Genomic DNA, 16,658 nt, shown 5'->3' with positions numbered 1-16,658 from the left:
GGGATGGTCGGGCCCACTTGTCAGAGCCAGCAGCCGCTGCAACCCCAGGGAGCGATGTGTCCCGCCGCCTGTTCACCTCTGAGTCCGTGACCGAAGGTCACCCGGACAAGATCGCCGACCAGATCAGCGATTCCATCCTGGACGCTCTCCTCAAGGAAGACCCCAAGAGTCGGGTCGCCGTCGAGACGCTGATCACCACCGGTCAGGTGCATGTGGCCGGAGAGGTCACCACCCAGGGCTACGCCGACATCCCCACGATCGTGCGCGAGCGCGTTCTGGAGATCGGCTACGACAGCTCGAAGAAGGGCTTCGACGGCGCCTCCTGTGGTGTCTCGGTGTCCATCGGCGCGCAGTCGGCCGACATCGCCCAGGGCGTCGACACGGCGTACGAGAACCGGGTCGACGGCGACGAGGACGAGCTGGACCGCCAGGGCGCGGGCGACCAGGGCCTGATGTTCGGCTACGCGTGCGACGACACGCCCGAGCTGATGCCGCTGCCGATCACGCTCGCCCACCGGCTGTCCAAGCGCCTGGCCGAGGTGCGCAAGAACGGGACCATCCCCTACCTGCGTCCCGACGGCAAGACCCAGGTCACCATCGAGTACGACGGCGACCGGCCGATCCGCCTGGACACGGTCGTGGTCTCCTCGCAGCACGCGGCCGACATCGACCTGGACTCGCTGCTGGCGCCGGACATCCGCGAATACGTGGTCGAGCCGGAGCTGAGCGGCCTGGGCATCGAGACCGAGGGCTACCGGCTCCTGGTCAACCCGACGGGCCGGTTCGAGATCGGCGGCCCGATGGGTGACGCGGGGCTGACCGGCCGCAAGATCATCATCGACACCTACGGCGGCATGGCCCGCCACGGTGGCGGCGCGTTCTCCGGCAAGGACCCGTCGAAGGTGGACCGCTCCGCCGCGTACGCGATGCGCTGGGTGGCCAAGAACGTGGTGGCCGCCGGACTGGCGCGCCGCTGCGAGGTGCAGGTCGCGTACGCGATCGGCAAGGCCGCTCCGGTCGGCCTGTTCGTGGAGACCTTCGGCACCGAGGCGGTGCCGGTGGAGACCATCCAGGCCGCCGTCGGCACGGTGTTCGACCTGCGCCCGGCCGCGATCATCCGCGACCTGGACCTGCTCCGCCCGATCTACGCCCAGACCGCGGCCTACGGCCACTTCGGTCGCGACCTCCCGGACTTCACCTGGGAGCGCACCGACCGCGTGGACGCGCTCAAGGCCGCCGCGGGCCTCTGAGCCCGGGGATTTCTCGCGCGCCGCCGGCCGCGACACCGACCCATTCGGGGGTCGGCGTCGCGGCCGGCGGCGTTTGTGGGCTCGGCGCCGAGCGTGGCCGCGGTGCGCCGGCTGCGTCCTCGGGCGGCGATGGCCGGGGACGCGCCGGTGGGTCAGGCGGCCTGGGCGGCGCGGCGCAGGCGGGTCATCAGGTGGGTGCGGTCGGCGTTGGTGATCATCGCCGGATGGGCGTGCAGGGCCGCGACCGCGTCGTGGGCCGCGGCCCACAGGCGGGCGAGCTCGTGTTCGGACACCTGCCCCGCGGATCGGGCGATCGCCTCGTAAGCGGCGTCACGCGCGCGTTGCAGTTCGATCAGGTCCGCCGGGATGGGCTGTTCGGACATGTGCAAGAGCTTACGAGAGTCCACGTAAACACAGGGTTAGCTCCGGATTGCGGCGGGCCCCACGGAAGATCGTCCTCAGATGGCCTCGTGCTCCCGACCGGCGGATTGTTGCGGATGGCGCGGTATGCGGAACTCGGTCACCGGCGGCATGCAGAAGATGGTCAGGTCGCACGCGACGCCGACCGCCTGCGTGGGGGTGTGGCCCAGGTGCAGTGCGGCCCGGGCGTACTCCCACCCCGAGCCGATCGCGCCGTAGTCGTAGTAGAAGACGTCGAAGTCGCCGCCCGTCTCGAACAGCTTGCCGTCGAAGGCGAACATGAACTCCGACTTGGGCTCGAAGCTGGACAGCTTGCGCTTGCCCCACTCGACGAACTCGGCGTAGAACTCCAGGACGTCGCGCTCCTCGGCGGACGACGGGGTGTGCGTGTCCAGGAACAGGCGCATCAGATTGATGTCGCGCAACAGTCCGGCACCGCCGAAGATCAGGTTCTCGCCGATCTTGTACAGCTTGGTGCCCTCGGTTTTGGCCTGGCCCCAGGTCACCTGGGAGTCGGCGGCCACGACGATCGATTCGTCGATGATCTTTCCCGCGACGACACTCATCAACGCCCCCCGTTCGTACGGCTGATCCGGACCCGAACGTGCCGGTTCAGGATCGCAGAGGGGCGGCCCTCGGCGCAGGTGTTCGGGTCGCGCCGAGGGCTCCCGGGGATGGTTCGGACCGGACCGCGCCCGCGGTCAGAGGCGGACCAGGACCTGGTCCAGCGGCTTGCGGTGGATGTCGGGGACGCGCGCGTCCTCGGCCGGGTAGCCGACCGGGATGACCACCGCGGCGCGCTCCTCCGGCGGGCGGTCGCACACCTCGTTGAGGAAGCGCATCGGGCTCGGCGTATGGGTCAGCGTGGCCAGTCCGGCCTGGTGCAGCGAGGCGAGCAGCAGGCCGACGGCGATGCCGACCGACTCCTTCGTGTAGTACGGGCGCGGCGAGTCGGGTCCCTTGTGCACCTCGAACACCACGATCACCGCCGGCGCGTCCTCCAGGAACGGCTTGTGCCAGTCGGTGCCGATCGGGGCGAGCGCGGCCAACCACTCCTCGGACGCGCGATGTGCGTAGAACTCGCGCTCCTCCTGCTCGGCGGCCTCGCGCAGCCGCCGCTTGCGCTCGGGATCGGTGAGCACGACGAAGCGCCAGGGCTGGACGTTCGCGCCGCTGGGCGCGGTGCCGGCGGTACGGATCGCCCATTCGACCACGTTGTCCGGGATCGGTTGGGACGAGAAGTCGCGGACGGTTCGACGCTCGGCCATCACGTCGTGGAAGGCACGGCTGCGGGCTTCCGCCTCGTGAGCGGGGACGCCTCGGTGCCGGTGCGGAACCGTGGGGTATGTGGGTTCATCGACCATGGCGCACAGCACAGCACGGCAGGGGGGTGCGGTGGAAGGTCCCGCCTCGGATCGTCTCGGACCGTCTCGGCTTCGGGCGGCCCCGTCCGGTCAGTTCGATCCGCGGTCGCCCAGTGAGACGGTCGGCGCGGCGGCGACGGTGCGGGTGACGCGGAACTGCCGGCCGGTGCTCGCGACGGTCACCACGGAGCCCGCCCAGGCCTCGGTCACCCGTCGGGACAGGTCGGCCTCGCTGATGCCCGCGTGCAGCAGGTCGGCGCGCAGCGCTCGGGCCGCCGACTCCCGGGTCCCGGTGTGCAGGGTCCGCCAATCGTCGCGGTTCGTCTCGCGCGTCTGCGCCTCGTGCATCCCGTTCGCTGCCTCGTGCATCGTGTCCGCTCCCTCCCCGGCCGTGCAGGACCGGGCCTTCCGTCCCTGACCCCCGGGACCACCCTGCGCCGGCGGTCAAAGATCGTCCAAATCCGTCAGGAAAAATCAGCCTCAGGCATGAGACGGGTGAAGCCGCCTACTTCGTTGGAACGAGCGCTCGGGTGGGCCGTAAGCCATGGATGCGCGAGCCGTCTCCAACCGGCCGGACGGGTGTGGTCCGCTCAGCAGTCTGCGCCGACCGGGACGTGGGCCCCGGTCCGGAGGCCGCGCGAGCGCACGATCAGCGTCACGCGGCCGGGGCGGTCGACGTGGAAACCGCCGGCGAAGGCGACCCAGGCCGGTTCGCCGGCGACGTTCGTGCCGTCGGCGCAGTTCGCGATGCGGATCGCGCCGGCCATGGTGTCGCGATTGCCCCAGCCGATCGCCGCGCCGCGGCCGGGGGTCGCTACCACCTCCAGGTCGACCGCGGTGCCGCCGCGCACCACCAGGCGGGGGCGTCGCCGGACAGGTTCGAATGAACCGGCGGACGCTGGGCACCGTACTCGGATCGCCGGGGACAGGGTTGTGTCCCGGGCACGCGGGCACGAGCACATCAGGGAAGGTGGCAGGCCATGAGCGACGACACGTGGGACCCGGTCGAGGATTCCCCGGACACTCCCGGCGACGACGGTGTCCTCGGCCCCGAGGACACACTGTCCACCGACGACCTGTCGTACGACCCGCTCGACACCGGGATCGTGCCGCCCGACCGCTGGTCGGCGGCGGAGCGGTACGGCAATACGCCCGAGGAGTCCCGACGCGGCGAATCGCTCGACCAGCTGCTGGCCGAGGAGGAGCCGGACATCGCCGACGACGACGCGGTGTCGGACGAGTGGGAGGGCGGCCCCGATCCCAGGGCGGGCCGGCTGGTCGCGGCGGACGAGGGCGCGCACGAGGACACCGAGTCGGAGGCGATCGCCCGCGATGTCGGCATCGACGGCGGCGCGGCCGGGGCCGAGGAGGCGGCGATGCACATCATCCCGGAGGAAGAGGTCCCGTAGGGCCGCCGGTGGACGGCTGCGCGCGGGCGGCCGGGGTCGGTGATCGGTGAGCCAAGGGTGGGCGGACCCCTGGGGCCGATGGTGTGGCCGCGTGCGGTGGTGCGGATGTGGTGTGGGCCCGGGGTGGGTTGCGCCTGATGGGGGCGCGGGCCCGGACGTGCGTGCTCGGTGTGGTGCGGGCTCGGGGTTGTGTGCTGGTCGGCCCGGGCGTCCTCGCGGGTCAGTGGGCGTCCGGGGGGAGTAGGTGGGTCGCGGCGGTCGGGTCGGACGGTGGGGGGTCGGTGGGGCGGGGTGGTATTCGGGCCGCGGCCAGTCCCGTGGGCGGGGTTTCGTCGAGCCCGGGGTCGACGGTTGTTCGGGGGAGGGGTGCGGATGTGGGTGGTGGCTCTGTGGGGTGGTCCGCGGACGTGGCGGGCTCCGGAGGAGTGCCGAGGATCGATGCGGGGGCGGGCTCGGGGCCGGTGAGCGGACGCCCGTCGAGGAGGTCCAGGGTTGCGGCCAGGCTGGCGGCGGCGGCTCGGGCGGCGCCGGCGACGACCGGGTCGCCGGTGTGCGCGGCGAGGTCGGCGAGTTCGCGTTCGGCGTCGGGGCGGTCGGCGATCAGGGTGTGGCGCAGATCGGTGAGCGGGCCGGCGATCCACGACTCGGCCTCCGCCTCGGTCTCGACCACCCGTCGCATCGCGTCCACCCAGCGGCCGATCGTGCCCAGCGACTCGCGCGCGTATTCGAGCAGTCGCCGGCGGGCCGGGCCCTCCAGGCGGTGGCCCTTGCCGTTGCGGAACTCCTCGTCGATCGCGGACAGCCGGTTCTCCAGCTCGTGATGCTTGGTGAGCCGGCGCAACGTCTCGGCGACCTCCTCCAGATCGCGCCGGTCGTTGCCGCCCGCGAGCCGCAACATGCGACCGAGCAGGCCGTCCTCGGGACGCCACCACAGCTGGGCGATCGAGGTCGCGCGCGGGAAGCGCAGGTGGCGCGGATGCCGCAGGGCCTCGGCGGCGTCGGCGGCACAGGTCGCGGCGCCCGCCTCGGCCTCGGCCAGGGCGGCCAGGGCGCCGAGGTTGCGCGAGCCGCCGAGCAGGCCCTGGGCGGAGCCGGTGGCGATGTGTCGGGACAGGCCGGCCACGGCGGGCAGGTCGCTCAGGCCGGCGGCGGCCTCCTGGAGCAGGCCGTACGTGCTGTGCCCACACAACACGGCGGCGCGGGCGGCGGCGGCCACGGTCAGCAGCTGGGTCGCCCGGTCGTGGCTGGGCGAGCGCATCGCCATCTCGTCGAGTTCGTCCCGCAGCGACATCGCGAGCGCGCCGGTGTCCGAACGCGCGCCGTCGGCGAGGGCGAGGGCGCGCAGCGCGGAGAGGCGTTCCGGATCGTCGGTGCCGTGGGCGTGCGCGGAGGCGTAGTCACCGCGACCGATCAGCTCGCCGAGCAGGGCGACGGATCCGGGGTCGGGGGCGGTCGTGGGCCCTGGGTCGGCGGAGTCGCTTTGTGGGGCCCGGCCGGTTCGGCCGGGCTGCCCCGTCCCCTCGGCGTGCTCGGGTTCGTCGGGCTGCGCCGTCGTCTCGTTCGTGCCGGCGCCCGATGCGGCCTTCTCGTCTCGCTCGACCGGGTCGACCTGCTCCTCCCGGGTGTCCTCCGTTTCGGGTGACGCGGTGTCGGCTGCCGGGGGCGGGGCTTTTGGCGGCTCTTCGGCGTCGCCGGCCGGTTCGGAGGGGGCCTCGGTCTCGGCCTCGGTGTTCGGGGTGGGGTCCGATGTCCGGTGCCAGGACAACCGGCCGCGTAACGCGGCGTTGACGATGGTCGGGTCGGGCAGGTGGGGGCGGACCGTTTCGGCCAGCTCGTCCACGCCGTCGTCCCGGTCGGCCGCGATCGCGTCGATCAGCGCGCCGAGATCGGCCAGGGCGCACACGCGGCGTCGGTCGTCCGGTTCCCAGCTCTCGTGACGCTCGCTCAGGTCGGCGGCCAGCTCGCGGAGTTCGTTGATCGCCGGCTCGTGCGCGGGTGGGCCGGCCAGCTGTCGGAAGCGGTCCACGTCGGCGAGTTCGCGAGCGTGTACGGCGGCTTCGTGCGCGGTGATCGTGGCGGCCAGGCCCGGTCGGTCCTCGGGCAGGGTGTCCGGGTCGGCGCCGACCAGCGCGCCGACCGCCTCGCGGGCCTCGGTCAACGCCGGGCCCACGTGGGTGAGCATGGTCAGGTCGGCGTCCTCCGGGGCCCGACCGGCCGCGACGGCGGCGGTGATCGAGTCGGCGGCGGCCCGGGCCCGGCCGAGCGCGTCGTCGAGCGAGCGCAGCGGGGACGGGGGTTCCTCGCCGCCACACATCCGGTTGCGGCAGAACTCCTCGAACCGGCGGCAGGCGGCCACGATGTCGGTGATCACGTCGGCGGGCCAGCCGGGCAGCGCGAGATCGGCCTCGGTGAGGGCGAGACGCAGCAGCGCGGCGGCCTGGCAGCTGAAGCCCCAGTCGGCGAGCGCGGTGAGCCGGACCAGGTCGGGGGTGAACCCCGAGGTCTTCAGACTCTCCAGGATCTCGCCGTCCAGGGCGTCCGGGTCGGTGTCGAGAGTCGCGGGCAGTAACACCCGCAGTACGGGCAGTGTGACCACCTGGGCGGTGTAGCCGCGCACGCTCGCGGTCTGCTTGCGCAGCCGCTTGAGCGCGTGTTCCGCGATCGCGGGGGTGGGGCGCCGGGCGGGCGGCACCCGCAGGGCACGCAGGGTGTCGGTACGGGTGGGGTTCGGCAACCGCCACAGGGCATCGGCGAGGACGTCGGGGGCGATTGCCGCCAGACAGTCGACGAGTGGGTCGCCGAGGCGGGCCAGTTGTACGGCGACCGCCGACTTTTCCCGGGCTATCTCCTGTTGATCGTGGTCCGGATGGTCCAGGAAGGGCTGCAGTTCACCCGACGAGGTCGCCCACCACAACCAGTCGACGCTGCGGGACCGGGGTTGACGCACCATTTTGGCCTCCCGGGGGAGAGGGGCTGGTCTCTGGTTATACCGCCGCGGGCCCGAGATGCGGACGGTTCTGTCGGAATCACAAGGAATCAGCGCGGGTCGGTCGGGGTTTTATATACCCCTGGGTGGTATATGTGACGGATTGGCGGCGGCCGAGGAGTCGAGGGAAGGGATCATGATGGAGCGCGGGCGGATCGACCGGGACGAGCATGCGAGCCGGGACGGGGGTCCGAGCGACGCGGAACTCGCCGACGGGGCGGGGCGGGTGGGTCCCGGCACGCATGGTGGTGGGCACGCCGAGCGCGCCGGGCACGAGGGGCACGAGGGGCATGGCGGGCACGCCGGTCACACCGAGATGTTTCGGCGGAAGTTTCTGCTGAGTCTGCTGCTCTCCGTCCCGGTGCTCGTGTTGAGCCCGATGCTCGCGGACGTACTCGGTTACCACGAGCCCTCGTTCACCGGATCCTCCTGGATTCCGCCGCTGCTCGGCACCGTCGTGTTCGGCTACGGCGGATGGCCGTTCCTCGCCGGCGCCCGCGACGAACTGGTCGCGCGGCAGCCGGGGATGATGACCCTGATCGCGATGGCGATCACCGTCGCGTTCGGCGCGTCCTGGGCCTCCACCCTGGAGATCGCCTCGCACGACCTGGACTTCTGGTGGGAACTGGTCCTGCTGGTCGACATCATGTTGCTCGGCCACTGGCTGGAGATGCGGGCCCTCGGCGCCGCCTCGGGAGCCCTGGACGCGCTTGCCGCACTGCTCCCCGACGAAGCGGAACGAGTGGGACCGGGCGGGGAGTTCGAGCGCGTCCCGGCGGCCGAACTGGAGATCGGCGACACCGTGCTCGTGCGTTCCGGTGGGCGCGTACCGGCGGACGGGACGATCGCCGAAGGCGCCGCCGAGTTCGACGAGTCGATGATCACGGGCGAATCCCGGCCGGTGCCGCGCGGAGTGCGGGACACCGTGGTCGCCGGCACGGTGGCGATGGACAGCGCGGTACGGGTCACCGTGACCGCGACCGGCGAGGGCACCCAACTGGCCGGGATCCGGCGGCTGGTCGCCGAGGCGCAACAATCCCGGTCGCGCGCCCAGGCGTTGGCCGATCGGGCGGCGGCGCTGCTGTTCTATTACGCGGCGGGCGCGGCCGTACTGACCCTGCTCGCCTGGTCGTTGCTCGGCGAGGGCGGATCTGCGATCGAGCGTACGGTTACCGTCCTGGTGATCGCCTGCCCGCACGCGCTCGGCCTCGCCATCCCGCTGGTGATCGCGATCTCCACCGAACTCTCGGCGCGGCAGGGCATCCTGATCAAGGACCGCATCGCGCTGGAACGGATGCGTGACGTCGACGTGGTGCTGTTCGACAAGACCGGTACCCTCACGCGCGGCGCGCCGGCGGTGACCGGGGCCGTCGCGGCGCCCGGATGGTACGAATCGAAGGTGCTGCTGCTCGCCGGTGCGGCCGAGCGGGAGAGCGAACACCCGCTCGCCCGGGCGATCGTAAGGGCCGCCGAGGAGCGCGGGCGGCCGGACGCCGCGACCGGGTTCCGGTCGATGACCGGGCGCGGGGTCGAGGCGGACGTGGGTGGCGTCCGAGTCCGGGTCGGCGGGCCCGCACAGCTGCGCCAGACGGGGGGCCGGGTGCCCGACGAGGTGGCGGCGACCACCGACGAGTGGGTCGGGCGCGGCGCGGCGGTGTTGTACGTGTCGGCCGACGACGAGGTCGTCGGGGCGTTGGCCCTGGAGGACGAGATCAGGCCCGAATCCCGGGACGCGGTGCGGGAGTTGCATGCGGCCGGGGTACGGGTGGGGATGCTCACCGGGGACGCGCGCCAGGTGGCCGCCCGGGTGGGCCGAGAGCTCGGGGTGGACGAGGTCTTCGCCGAGGTGTTGCCCGGCGACAAGGACGCCAAGGTGGCCGAACTCCAGTCCCGGGGCCTGCGGGTGGCCATGGTCGGCGACGGTGTCAACGACGCCCCGGCGCTGGCCCGGGCCGACGTCGGCATCGCGATCGGTGCGGGCACGGACGTCGCGGTGCAGTCGGCGGGCGTGGTGCTGGCCTCCGACGACCCCCGCGCGGTGCTGGGCGTACGCCGATTGTCCACCGCGGTCTACCGCAAGATGCGGCAGAACCTGGTCTGGGCGGCCGGCTACAACATCGTCACCGTCCCACTCGCCGCCGGCGTCCTGGCCTGGGCGGGCGTGGTGCTCCCGATGGAGGTGGGAGCCATCCTGATGAGCCTGTCCACGGTCGTGGTCGCCCTCAACGCCCAGCTGTTGCGCCGGCTGGACCTGCGCCCGGAGGCATTGGAGGTGTGAGCCCACGGCCCGTGTGATGCGGTGGCCGTTTCGGTCGGAGGGCCCAGCGCGTGTCTTCAAACCCCGTCGGGCTCCGCGGCGTGGGCGCAGCGAGGAGCCCGAAGGGCGGATGCCGTGCATCGGGGCGTGCCGGAGAAGCAGGTGCATAGTGGTTTCCATTCGCCTGTTTCTCCGAGGCGGCGAGGTGCGGTGCCGGGCGTCGCGGAGCCCGACGGGGGTTTGAAGACACGCGTTAGGCTCCCGGCGTGATCGGCGACGGGGATGGCGGCGGCGACGCGGCGCAGTGGCAGGCCACGCGGGCGTGGGTCGAGCGGGCGTTGCCGGCGGGCGAGCGGGTGGTGGCGGCCGAACGGCTCATCGGTGGGTGGACGTCGGTCATGCGGCGGCTGCGGGTTGTCGGGGGCGAAGGGGAACGGGCCCTGGTACTGCGCTCGTTCGTGAAACCGTTCTTTCTCCGGCACGCCGAGGCACTGTTGGCTCGGGAGGCGGCGATCCTCGCACTGCTCGCCGATGTCGATGCCGCGATCGACGTCCCGGTGGCGCGCTGCCTGGCGGTGGACGCGCGTGGCGCGTACTGCGACCATCCGTCTTTGCTGATGTCGCTGCTCCCGGGGGGGATTCGGCTGGGCGAGGAGGGCGCGGCGGCGCGGATCGGCCTGCTTGCCCGGCAATTGGTGGCGATTCATGCGGTGCCGGTCACCGAGGACACCCGGCCCCGGGACTATCAGGCCTGGACCGCGCCGGAGCGGGTGGGCGTGCCGGTCGCGACCGGCCGGGCCGGGGTCTGGCGTCGGGCGGTGGAGCTGATCCGCCGGGAACCACCCACGTACCAGGGGTGTTTCCTGCACCGCGACTTTCATCCGGGCAATGTGCTGTTCGCCGGGCACGGCGCCGAGGTGCGGATCTCCGGCGTGGTCGACTGGGTCGAGACCTCGTGGGGACCGCCCGATCTGGACGTGGCGCACTGCTCGACCGCGTTGGCCCTGCTGCACGGGCCCGCCGTCGGGATGTGCTTCCCCGCCGCCTACCTCGCGGCCGGCGGTCGGCTCGCCGATGATCCGGCGGACCACCTGTACTGGCGGCTGCTCGACGCGCTCGCGTTCGCCCCGGACGCGGAGAAGGTGGCGGTGCCGTGGCGGGAGGCGGGACGGGCGGACCTGACATCCGACCTGTTGGGTGCTCGGCTGGAGAGGTATCTCGCCCTGCTGCTCGATCGGTTCGACCACCCGCTCCGGTCGGAACGAACGATTCCGTAGGCCGTACCATCCGTCTGGCGCCATGGAGTCGCCATCGGGTCGGCGCGGGTCGTCGGGGCTTTTCGGGGGAGCGGATGAGGTCTGCGGTCGGTGTCGCGCGAGGTGCCGTGTTCGGGATACGGGGACGGCACGGTTCGATGGCGCTTCGTAAGTTGCCGGAGGACGTCTGGCGGGGTTCGGCGCTGGGGATGCGGCGGGATTCCGCGCGGCACGACAGCTTCGAGGACCTGCTGTACATCGACGACGCCCGGCCGGACGGGGGCGGGCGGCACAAGGACTGGCGGCACTTGACGTTGTGGGCCGACCCCCGGCGCGAGTCGGCCGCGATCACGGTCGAGACCGAGTCGGCCGACGACACAGGGGCCGTCTACCGCATCCTCGGCCCGGCGGGTGAGCCGCTGGGGCGGGTCACCCGTCGCCGCGGGAGTGTGCTGCCCCCGCGGCGGACCTCGTGGCACGTCGAACTGCCCGACGGGGGACCGCTGTACGCGGTCAAGGGCGAGGTGGTCGGTTGGTGCTGGTGGTGGTTGTTCTCGCCGGTGTGGGCGGTGATGGCGGCGGCCATCCTGTTCGGCGGCGAGTTTCCCCGGATGCCGATCAAGACCCGGTGGACGCGCGGTGGAGCGGACGTGTTCCGTTTCTTCGACGACGACTTCGAGAACCGGTACCGGGTCGAGGTCGACTGGCCGGACGTACGGGTGCTGTACGGCCTGGCCGCGCTGCATCACGCCCACCCGACTCCACTGAACTCGCACACCCGGGGCGATTGAGCCGCGGGCGCGCTCAGCCGCAGGCCACCCACGCGCCGCCCGACGCGGCGGAGGCGCGGATCGCGTCGAGGACACGTTGGCCGGCCACGCCGTCGGCGAAGTCGGCGGGACGCGGGTGGTCGGGGATCGGGTCGCCGGCGATCAGCGCGGCGAAGGTGCCGGCCAGGCGGGCGTAGGGCGCGCGGTCGATGCCCATCGAGTGCAGCAGGTCGTACGCGGTGTGCATCAGGTCGGACGGCGGCGCGATCGGGTCCGGGTTGGCCAGGTCCTCGGGGATGTCCACCCGGCGGTCGCCGCCGGCGTCGCCGAGCCACACGTCGTCGAACTCGACCCAGGCCGTGCCGTGCGTGCCCGCCACGCGCGTGGTCATCAGCGGCGGACCGTAGACCCCGGCCGAACTCTGCAGCGTGCCCTCCACTCCGGTCACCGTGCGAAAGCGCACATTGAAGGTGTCCTCCGCGCTCTGCCCCGGCCGATCCGCGACCAGCGGCAGGCCGGCGCTGACCCCCTCGAACTCGCCCAGCGTGTGCCGGATCTGGTCGATCCAGTGCGAGGCGTGCGCGCCGAGCCAGCCGCCGCCGTCCTCGGCCCGACCCCACCACGCGGGCACCTCGGCGGCCGGGCCGGTCAGTACCGGGATGTGCAACAGCCAGGTGGCGAGCCGGGGTTCGCCGATCGCACCGGCGGCGATCAGCCGGGCGAGCAGCGCCTGGGACGACTGCCAGCGGAACTCGGTGCCCAACAGGTGCACCACGCCCGCCTGTTCGGCGGCGGCCAGCATCCGGGCCGCCTGGGTCGCGTCGCTCGCGAACGGCTTCTCGCAGACCACGTGTTTCCCGGCCGCGATCGCGGCGAGCACGATCTCGGCGTGGGTGTGCGGGGGAGTGACCACGCTCACCGCGTCCACGCCGTCGAGGGCGAGCGCCGCGTCGAGGTCGGTGTACGCGTGCGGGACGCCGAAGCGCTCGGCGCGCTCGGCGGTGCGGGCGGGGTCCCGGCCGACGAGGGCGCGTACCTCGAAGCCCGCGTCCCGGAACGCCGGCAGGTGGGTGATGCACCCGAATCCGGTCCCGACGATCGCCACACCCAGCTTTTCCTGCGCCATGACGTCGCTCTCCTTGTTGTGGGCCGGGCCGAAACGGGGGCCTACGGTAAGGGAAGCTGTCCAAATTCGCCATCGTGGTGCCGTGTGACGAAGCGCATCCGGCGGGTGGGGGTGATCAGCCGGGGCGGTACGCCGACACGTCCTCGGTGGTCAGGCGCACCCGGGTCGGCCGGTCGTCGGTCGACGCGGCCGACCCGGCGGCGGGCGGGTCCAGCAGCAGCCCGATCCGCTCGCGCTCCGCCGCCCCCGGCAGCGCCGCCTCGACCTCGCCGGCCGGATACCCGAACAGGTCCACGTCCCGCCATGCCACCGGATCCGTCGTCGTGCCCGGCAGTCGTTCGAAGGCGATGGTGCGGCACCCGTGTTCGGAGCCGGTCACGTCCACGCGCAGCGTGCCCAGGGAGCCGCCGAAGCTCCAGAACCTCCGGTGGCCGTCGTCGTGGTAGCGGGTGCCGGCGCAGGACCAGTAGGCGCGTACGTCCAAGACCGTGGACAACGTCCACTGGGCCCGCTGCTCGCTCATCCCGAAGCGCAACATGCCGGCGCCGCGCGGCAGTACCACGCCCACGCCCGGCAGCAGTTCGAACACGTCCCGATTGTGCCCGAGGGTGCACGGTGGCGGGCGGGCCGACTCTGATATCGATGGTCGGGCATCCGGCTCCCGAACGAACGGTGGTTAGCGCCATGACCGACACCCCCGACGGCCCGTCGAGCGGCCCCCTCGGGCTCGACTTCGCGGAGAAGGTGCTCGCGGCCCAGCCGTTCAGCCGGCTCGTCGGTGCCCGGGTTACCGGGTTCGGCGCCGGGCGGGCCGTCCTGGAGGTCGACGTGCGGGACGAACTCCGGCAGCAGAACGGCTACTTGCACGGCGGCGTGCTGGCGTATGCGGCGGACAACACGATCACGTTCGCCGCGGGCAGCACGCTGGGGGCGGCGGTGCTGACCGGCAGTGTCCAGGTCCAGTACCTGCGACCGGCGCAGGGGGTGATGTTGCGGGCCGAGGCGCACGTGGTGCATGCGGGGCGGCGGCAGGCGGTGTGCGATTGCACCTTGATCATGTGCGCGGAGGATGGCACCGAGACGGTCTGTGCGATCGGGCGCGGCACGGTGCTGGTGGTGAACGGGGGGTCGGCCTGAGGGTGGGGCGGGTGGTCGGGCCGTCGGGTGATGGGCTGATGGGGTGGTGGGCCGAGGCGGCTGCGGGTGTGCCGAGGGGATGTCATCCCGCGCGGGTGTCGCGTACCGTTGACTGTCGTCACGATGGCAACAGGATGAGGTGCCCTCATGCAGCTCCGTCCCTCCGCGCACGTCGACACGTTCTGCCGGGATCGGCTGCCGCCCGCCGAGCAGTGGCCCGAACTGGTCTTCGATGTGCCGGAGGTGCGCTATCCCGACCGGCTCAACTGCGCCTCGGCCCTGCTCGACGACACCATCGCCCGACTCGGGGCCGAACGGCGGTGCCTGGTCACCGCGACGGAGACCTGGACGTACGGCGACCTGCTCACCCGCGCTAACCAGATCGCGCACGTGCTGACCGAGGACCTGGGCGTGCTGCCCGGTCATCGGATCCTCCTGCGCGGTCCCAACAACCCCTGGCTGGTCGCGAGTTGGTTCGGCGCGCTGAAGGCCGGCGCGGTCGTGGTGACCACCATGCCGCTGCTGCGCGCGCACGAACTCGACACCATCCACCGGATCGCCCGACCCGTCGTCGCCCTGTGCGACCACCGCTTCACCGCCGAGCTGGAGGCCGCCGACACCCCCGGACTGCGCGTGGTCGACTACGGCGGCGCGGGGGAGGGTACGTTGGCCGCCCGCTGCGCCGCGAAGAGCACCGTGTTCGAGGCGGTCGACACCGCGTGCGACGACGTGGCGCTGATCGCGTTCACGTCCGGGACGACCGGGCGGCCCAAGGCGACGATGCACTTCCATCGGGACGTGTTGGCGATCGCCGATACGTTCTCCGCCCATGTGCTGCGGCCCGAGCCGACCGACCTGTTCACCGGGACGCCGCCGCTGGGCTTCACCTTCGGGCTCGGTGGGTTGGTGGTGTTCCCGCTGCGGGTGGGCGCGGCCACGCTGCTCCTGGAGCGGGCGACACCTGAGGAGCTGGCGGCCGTGGTGGCCGAGCGGCGGGTCACCGTACTGTTCACCGCGCCGACCGCGTATCGGGCCATCCTCGGCGCCGGGCTCGTCGACCTGCTCGCGGGCGTGCGGCGGTGCGTGTCGGCGGGGGAGGCGTTGCCGGTCGGGGTGTGGCAGGCGTACCACGACGCGATCGGGACGCGGATCATCGACGGGATCGGCGCCACCGAACTGCTGCACGTGTTCGTCTCCGCGGCCGACGATGCGATCCGGCCGGGGGCGACCGGGCTGCCGGTGCCGGGTTTTCGGGCCGTGGTGCTCGGGCCGGACGGCTCGCCCGTGCCGGACGGGACACCGGGGCAGCTGGCGGTGAAGGGGCCGACGGGGTGTCGCTATCTCGATGACGTTCGGCAGGTGGATTATGTGTGTGACGGGTGGAATATCACCGGTGATACGTATGTGCGGGATGAGGATGGTTACTTCTGGTATCAGGCGCGTAGTGACGACATGATTGTCTCTTCCGGGTACAACATCGCCGGGCCCGAGGTCGAGGCGGTGCTCGGTACGCATCCGGACGTCGCGGAGTGCGGGGTGGTCGGGGCGCCGGATGTGCGGCGGGGGCTGGTGGTCAAGGCATATGTGGTGCTGCACCCCGGGGTGAGCCCGGACGAGGCGACGGCGCGGGCGTTGCAGGGGTTCGTGAAGCAGACGATGGCGCCGTACAAGTACCCGCGTCTGGTCGAGTTCGTGGACGAGTTGCCGCGTACGAACACCGGCAAGCTGCGGCGCGGGGAACTGCGGCGGCGCGCGGCCGAGGGTACGCCGGTCGCCGGGGCGGGGCCTGCGCCCGGATAGGATCACCGCCGAACCAGACTCCGCGAGGAAGGCGACCATGGCGGAGACCTCGGCCCGGCCCAGCTCCCTGATCAACACCGTGTACGGCGCGTTCGTGCGTGGGCTCGGCGGGTGGATCTCGATCGCCGACCTGATCGTGCTGATGGGCGAACTCGGCGTGGACGCACCGGCGGTGCGGTCGGCGATCTCGCGGCTGAAGAAGCGCGGCACGCTCATCCAGGAGCGGCGGGAGGGGACCGGCTATCGGCTGAGTCCGGCGATGGAGTCGATCTTCGACGAGGGCGACCGGCGGATCTTCGGCAATCTGGAGCCGGCGCGGCTGTCGGACGGGTGGGTGCTGGCGATCTTCTCGGTGCCGGAGTCGGAGCGGGCGCATCGGCACCAGTTGCGGTCGCGGTTGACGTGGCTGGGGTTCGGCAATGTGTCGCCGGGGGTGTGGATCGCGCCGGCGCGGTTGTTGGAGGACGCTCGGCGGACGCTGGAGCGGGTTGAACTGGCGGACTACGTACACCTGTTCACGGGGGATGCGGCCAGTGCGACGCGGCTCGGCGAGGCGGTCGGGGAGTGGTGGGACTTCGAGGCGATCGAGGAGCAGTACGCGCTGTTCACGGACGCGTATGGGCCGGTTGCGGCGGAGCTTGGGGGGCGGGCGGTGATTTCGCCGGGGGAGGCGTTTCGGGCCTATGTGCCGATGCTCACCCAGTGGCGGCGGTTGCCGTATCTGGACCCGGGGTTGCCGGCGGAGTTGTTGCCGGCGGACTGGAACGCGGTGGAGGCGCGGAAGGTGTTCCTGTCCCTGCACTCGCTCCTGGCGGAGGGGGCGGGGGTCCACGTACGCGAGGTGTAACGCCTCCGCGCCATGCGGCCGGGCTGTTCGGCCTCA

16 protein-coding genes are annotated in these 16,658 nt (G+C 72.2%); 8 read left to right on the top strand and 8 right to left on the bottom strand.

Features of this window, described 5'->3' with window-relative positions; all coding sequences use genetic code 11:
* The first annotated feature begins 56 nt into the window (after positions 1-56).
* Positions 57-1,250 (top strand): methionine adenosyltransferase, encoded by a 1,194-nt coding sequence (gene metK, locus ACH4XV_RS18270; protein WP_395790927.1) that lies wholly within the window; start codon positions 57-59, stop codon positions 1,248-1,250.
* A gap of 152 nt (positions 1,251-1,402) precedes the next feature.
* Here the strand turns inward: metK and ACH4XV_RS18265 are convergent, their stop codons facing one another.
* The 5 genes from ACH4XV_RS18265 to ACH4XV_RS18245 all read right to left on the bottom strand — a co-directional run bounded on the left by ACH4XV_RS18265 (position 1,403) and on the right by ACH4XV_RS18245 (position 3,885).
* The gene (locus ACH4XV_RS18265) at positions 1,403-1,633 is read right to left on the bottom strand and encodes a hypothetical protein (protein WP_078974389.1); all 231 of its coding nucleotides are present in this window, start codon (positions 1,631-1,633) and stop codon (positions 1,403-1,405) included.
* Positions 1,634-1,708: 75 nt separating this feature from the next.
* Positions 1,709-2,236: a hypothetical protein gene (locus ACH4XV_RS18260; protein ID WP_380010116.1), complete on the bottom strand. Its 528-nt coding sequence runs from the start codon at positions 2,234-2,236 to the stop codon at positions 1,709-1,711.
* 135 nt (positions 2,237-2,371) lie between these two features.
* A complete protein-coding gene (locus ACH4XV_RS18255) occupies positions 2,372-3,034 on the bottom strand; it encodes a nitroreductase family protein (protein ID WP_380010113.1) in 663 nt (220 codons plus the stop codon).
* Between the two features lie 90 nt (positions 3,035-3,124).
* The gene (locus ACH4XV_RS18250) at positions 3,125-3,403 is read right to left on the bottom strand and encodes a hypothetical protein (protein ID WP_395790925.1); all 279 of its coding nucleotides are present in this window, start codon (positions 3,401-3,403) and stop codon (positions 3,125-3,127) included.
* A gap of 221 nt (positions 3,404-3,624) precedes the next feature.
* Positions 3,625-3,885 (bottom strand): hypothetical protein, encoded by a 261-nt coding sequence (locus ACH4XV_RS18245; protein ID WP_395790923.1) that lies wholly within the window; start codon positions 3,883-3,885, stop codon positions 3,625-3,627.
* Positions 3,886-4,014: 129 nt separating this feature from the next.
* On the opposite strand from ACH4XV_RS18245, the gene ACH4XV_RS18240 reads away from it, so the two are divergent.
* Complete coding sequence (locus ACH4XV_RS18240) at positions 4,015-4,443, top strand: DUF5709 domain-containing protein (RefSeq protein ID WP_395790921.1); 429 nt, start codon at positions 4,015-4,017, stop codon at positions 4,441-4,443.
* Positions 4,444-4,663: 220 nt separating this feature from the next.
* Here ACH4XV_RS18240 and ACH4XV_RS18235 read toward each other — a convergent pair whose 3' ends face one another.
* Positions 4,664-7,393, bottom strand: coding sequence for a hypothetical protein (locus ACH4XV_RS18235; protein ID WP_395790919.1), 2,730 nt, complete (start codon positions 7,391-7,393; stop codon positions 4,664-4,666).
* 172 nt (positions 7,394-7,565) lie between these two features.
* On the opposite strand from ACH4XV_RS18235, the gene ACH4XV_RS18230 reads away from it, so the two are divergent.
* The 3 genes from ACH4XV_RS18230 to ACH4XV_RS18220 all read left to right on the top strand — a co-directional run bounded on the left by ACH4XV_RS18230 (position 7,566) and on the right by ACH4XV_RS18220 (position 11,733).
* On the top strand, positions 7,566-9,707 hold the full coding sequence (locus tag ACH4XV_RS18230; protein ID WP_395790917.1) for a heavy metal translocating P-type ATPase: 2,142 nt from the start codon (positions 7,566-7,568) through the stop codon (positions 9,705-9,707).
* Between the two features lie 245 nt (positions 9,708-9,952).
* Entirely contained in the window at positions 9,953-10,963 is a 1,011-nt protein-coding gene (locus ACH4XV_RS18225) for a phosphotransferase family protein (RefSeq protein WP_395790915.1), read from the top strand.
* 137 nt (positions 10,964-11,100) lie between these two features.
* The gene (locus ACH4XV_RS18220; protein WP_395790913.1) at positions 11,101-11,733 is read left to right on the top strand and encodes a hypothetical protein; all 633 of its coding nucleotides are present in this window, start codon (positions 11,101-11,103) and stop codon (positions 11,731-11,733) included.
* Positions 11,734-11,746: 13 nt separating this feature from the next.
* Here ACH4XV_RS18220 and ACH4XV_RS18215 read toward each other — a convergent pair whose 3' ends face one another.
* Both ACH4XV_RS18215 and ACH4XV_RS18210 read right to left on the bottom strand, forming a co-directional pair.
* Positions 11,747-12,838, bottom strand: coding sequence for a Gfo/Idh/MocA family protein (locus tag ACH4XV_RS18215; protein ID WP_395790911.1), 1,092 nt, complete (start codon positions 12,836-12,838; stop codon positions 11,747-11,749).
* 115 nt (positions 12,839-12,953) lie between these two features.
* Complete coding sequence (locus ACH4XV_RS18210) at positions 12,954-13,427, bottom strand: hypothetical protein (protein WP_395790909.1); 474 nt, start codon at positions 13,425-13,427, stop codon at positions 12,954-12,956.
* A gap of 95 nt (positions 13,428-13,522) precedes the next feature.
* Between ACH4XV_RS18210 and ACH4XV_RS18205 the strand changes: the two genes are divergently transcribed.
* From ACH4XV_RS18205 to ACH4XV_RS18195, 3 genes are all read left to right on the top strand, one after another.
* A complete protein-coding gene (locus ACH4XV_RS18205) occupies positions 13,523-13,975 on the top strand; it encodes a PaaI family thioesterase (protein WP_395790907.1) in 453 nt (150 codons plus the stop codon).
* A 147-nt stretch (positions 13,976-14,122) separates the two neighbouring features.
* A complete protein-coding gene (locus ACH4XV_RS18200; RefSeq protein ID WP_395790905.1) occupies positions 14,123-15,775 on the top strand; it encodes an AMP-binding protein in 1,653 nt (550 codons plus the stop codon).
* 37 nt (positions 15,776-15,812) lie between these two features.
* The gene (locus tag ACH4XV_RS18195) at positions 15,813-16,622 is read left to right on the top strand and encodes a PaaX family transcriptional regulator C-terminal domain-containing protein (RefSeq protein ID WP_380010080.1); all 810 of its coding nucleotides are present in this window, start codon (positions 15,813-15,815) and stop codon (positions 16,620-16,622) included.
* Positions 16,623-16,658 lie beyond the last annotated feature (36 nt).

The organism is Embleya sp. NPDC020630, from assembly GCF_044334985.1.
GTDB lineage: Bacteria > Actinomycetota > Actinomycetes > Streptomycetales > Streptomycetaceae > Embleya.
This window is presented reverse-complemented; position numbering and strand designations above follow the sequence as displayed.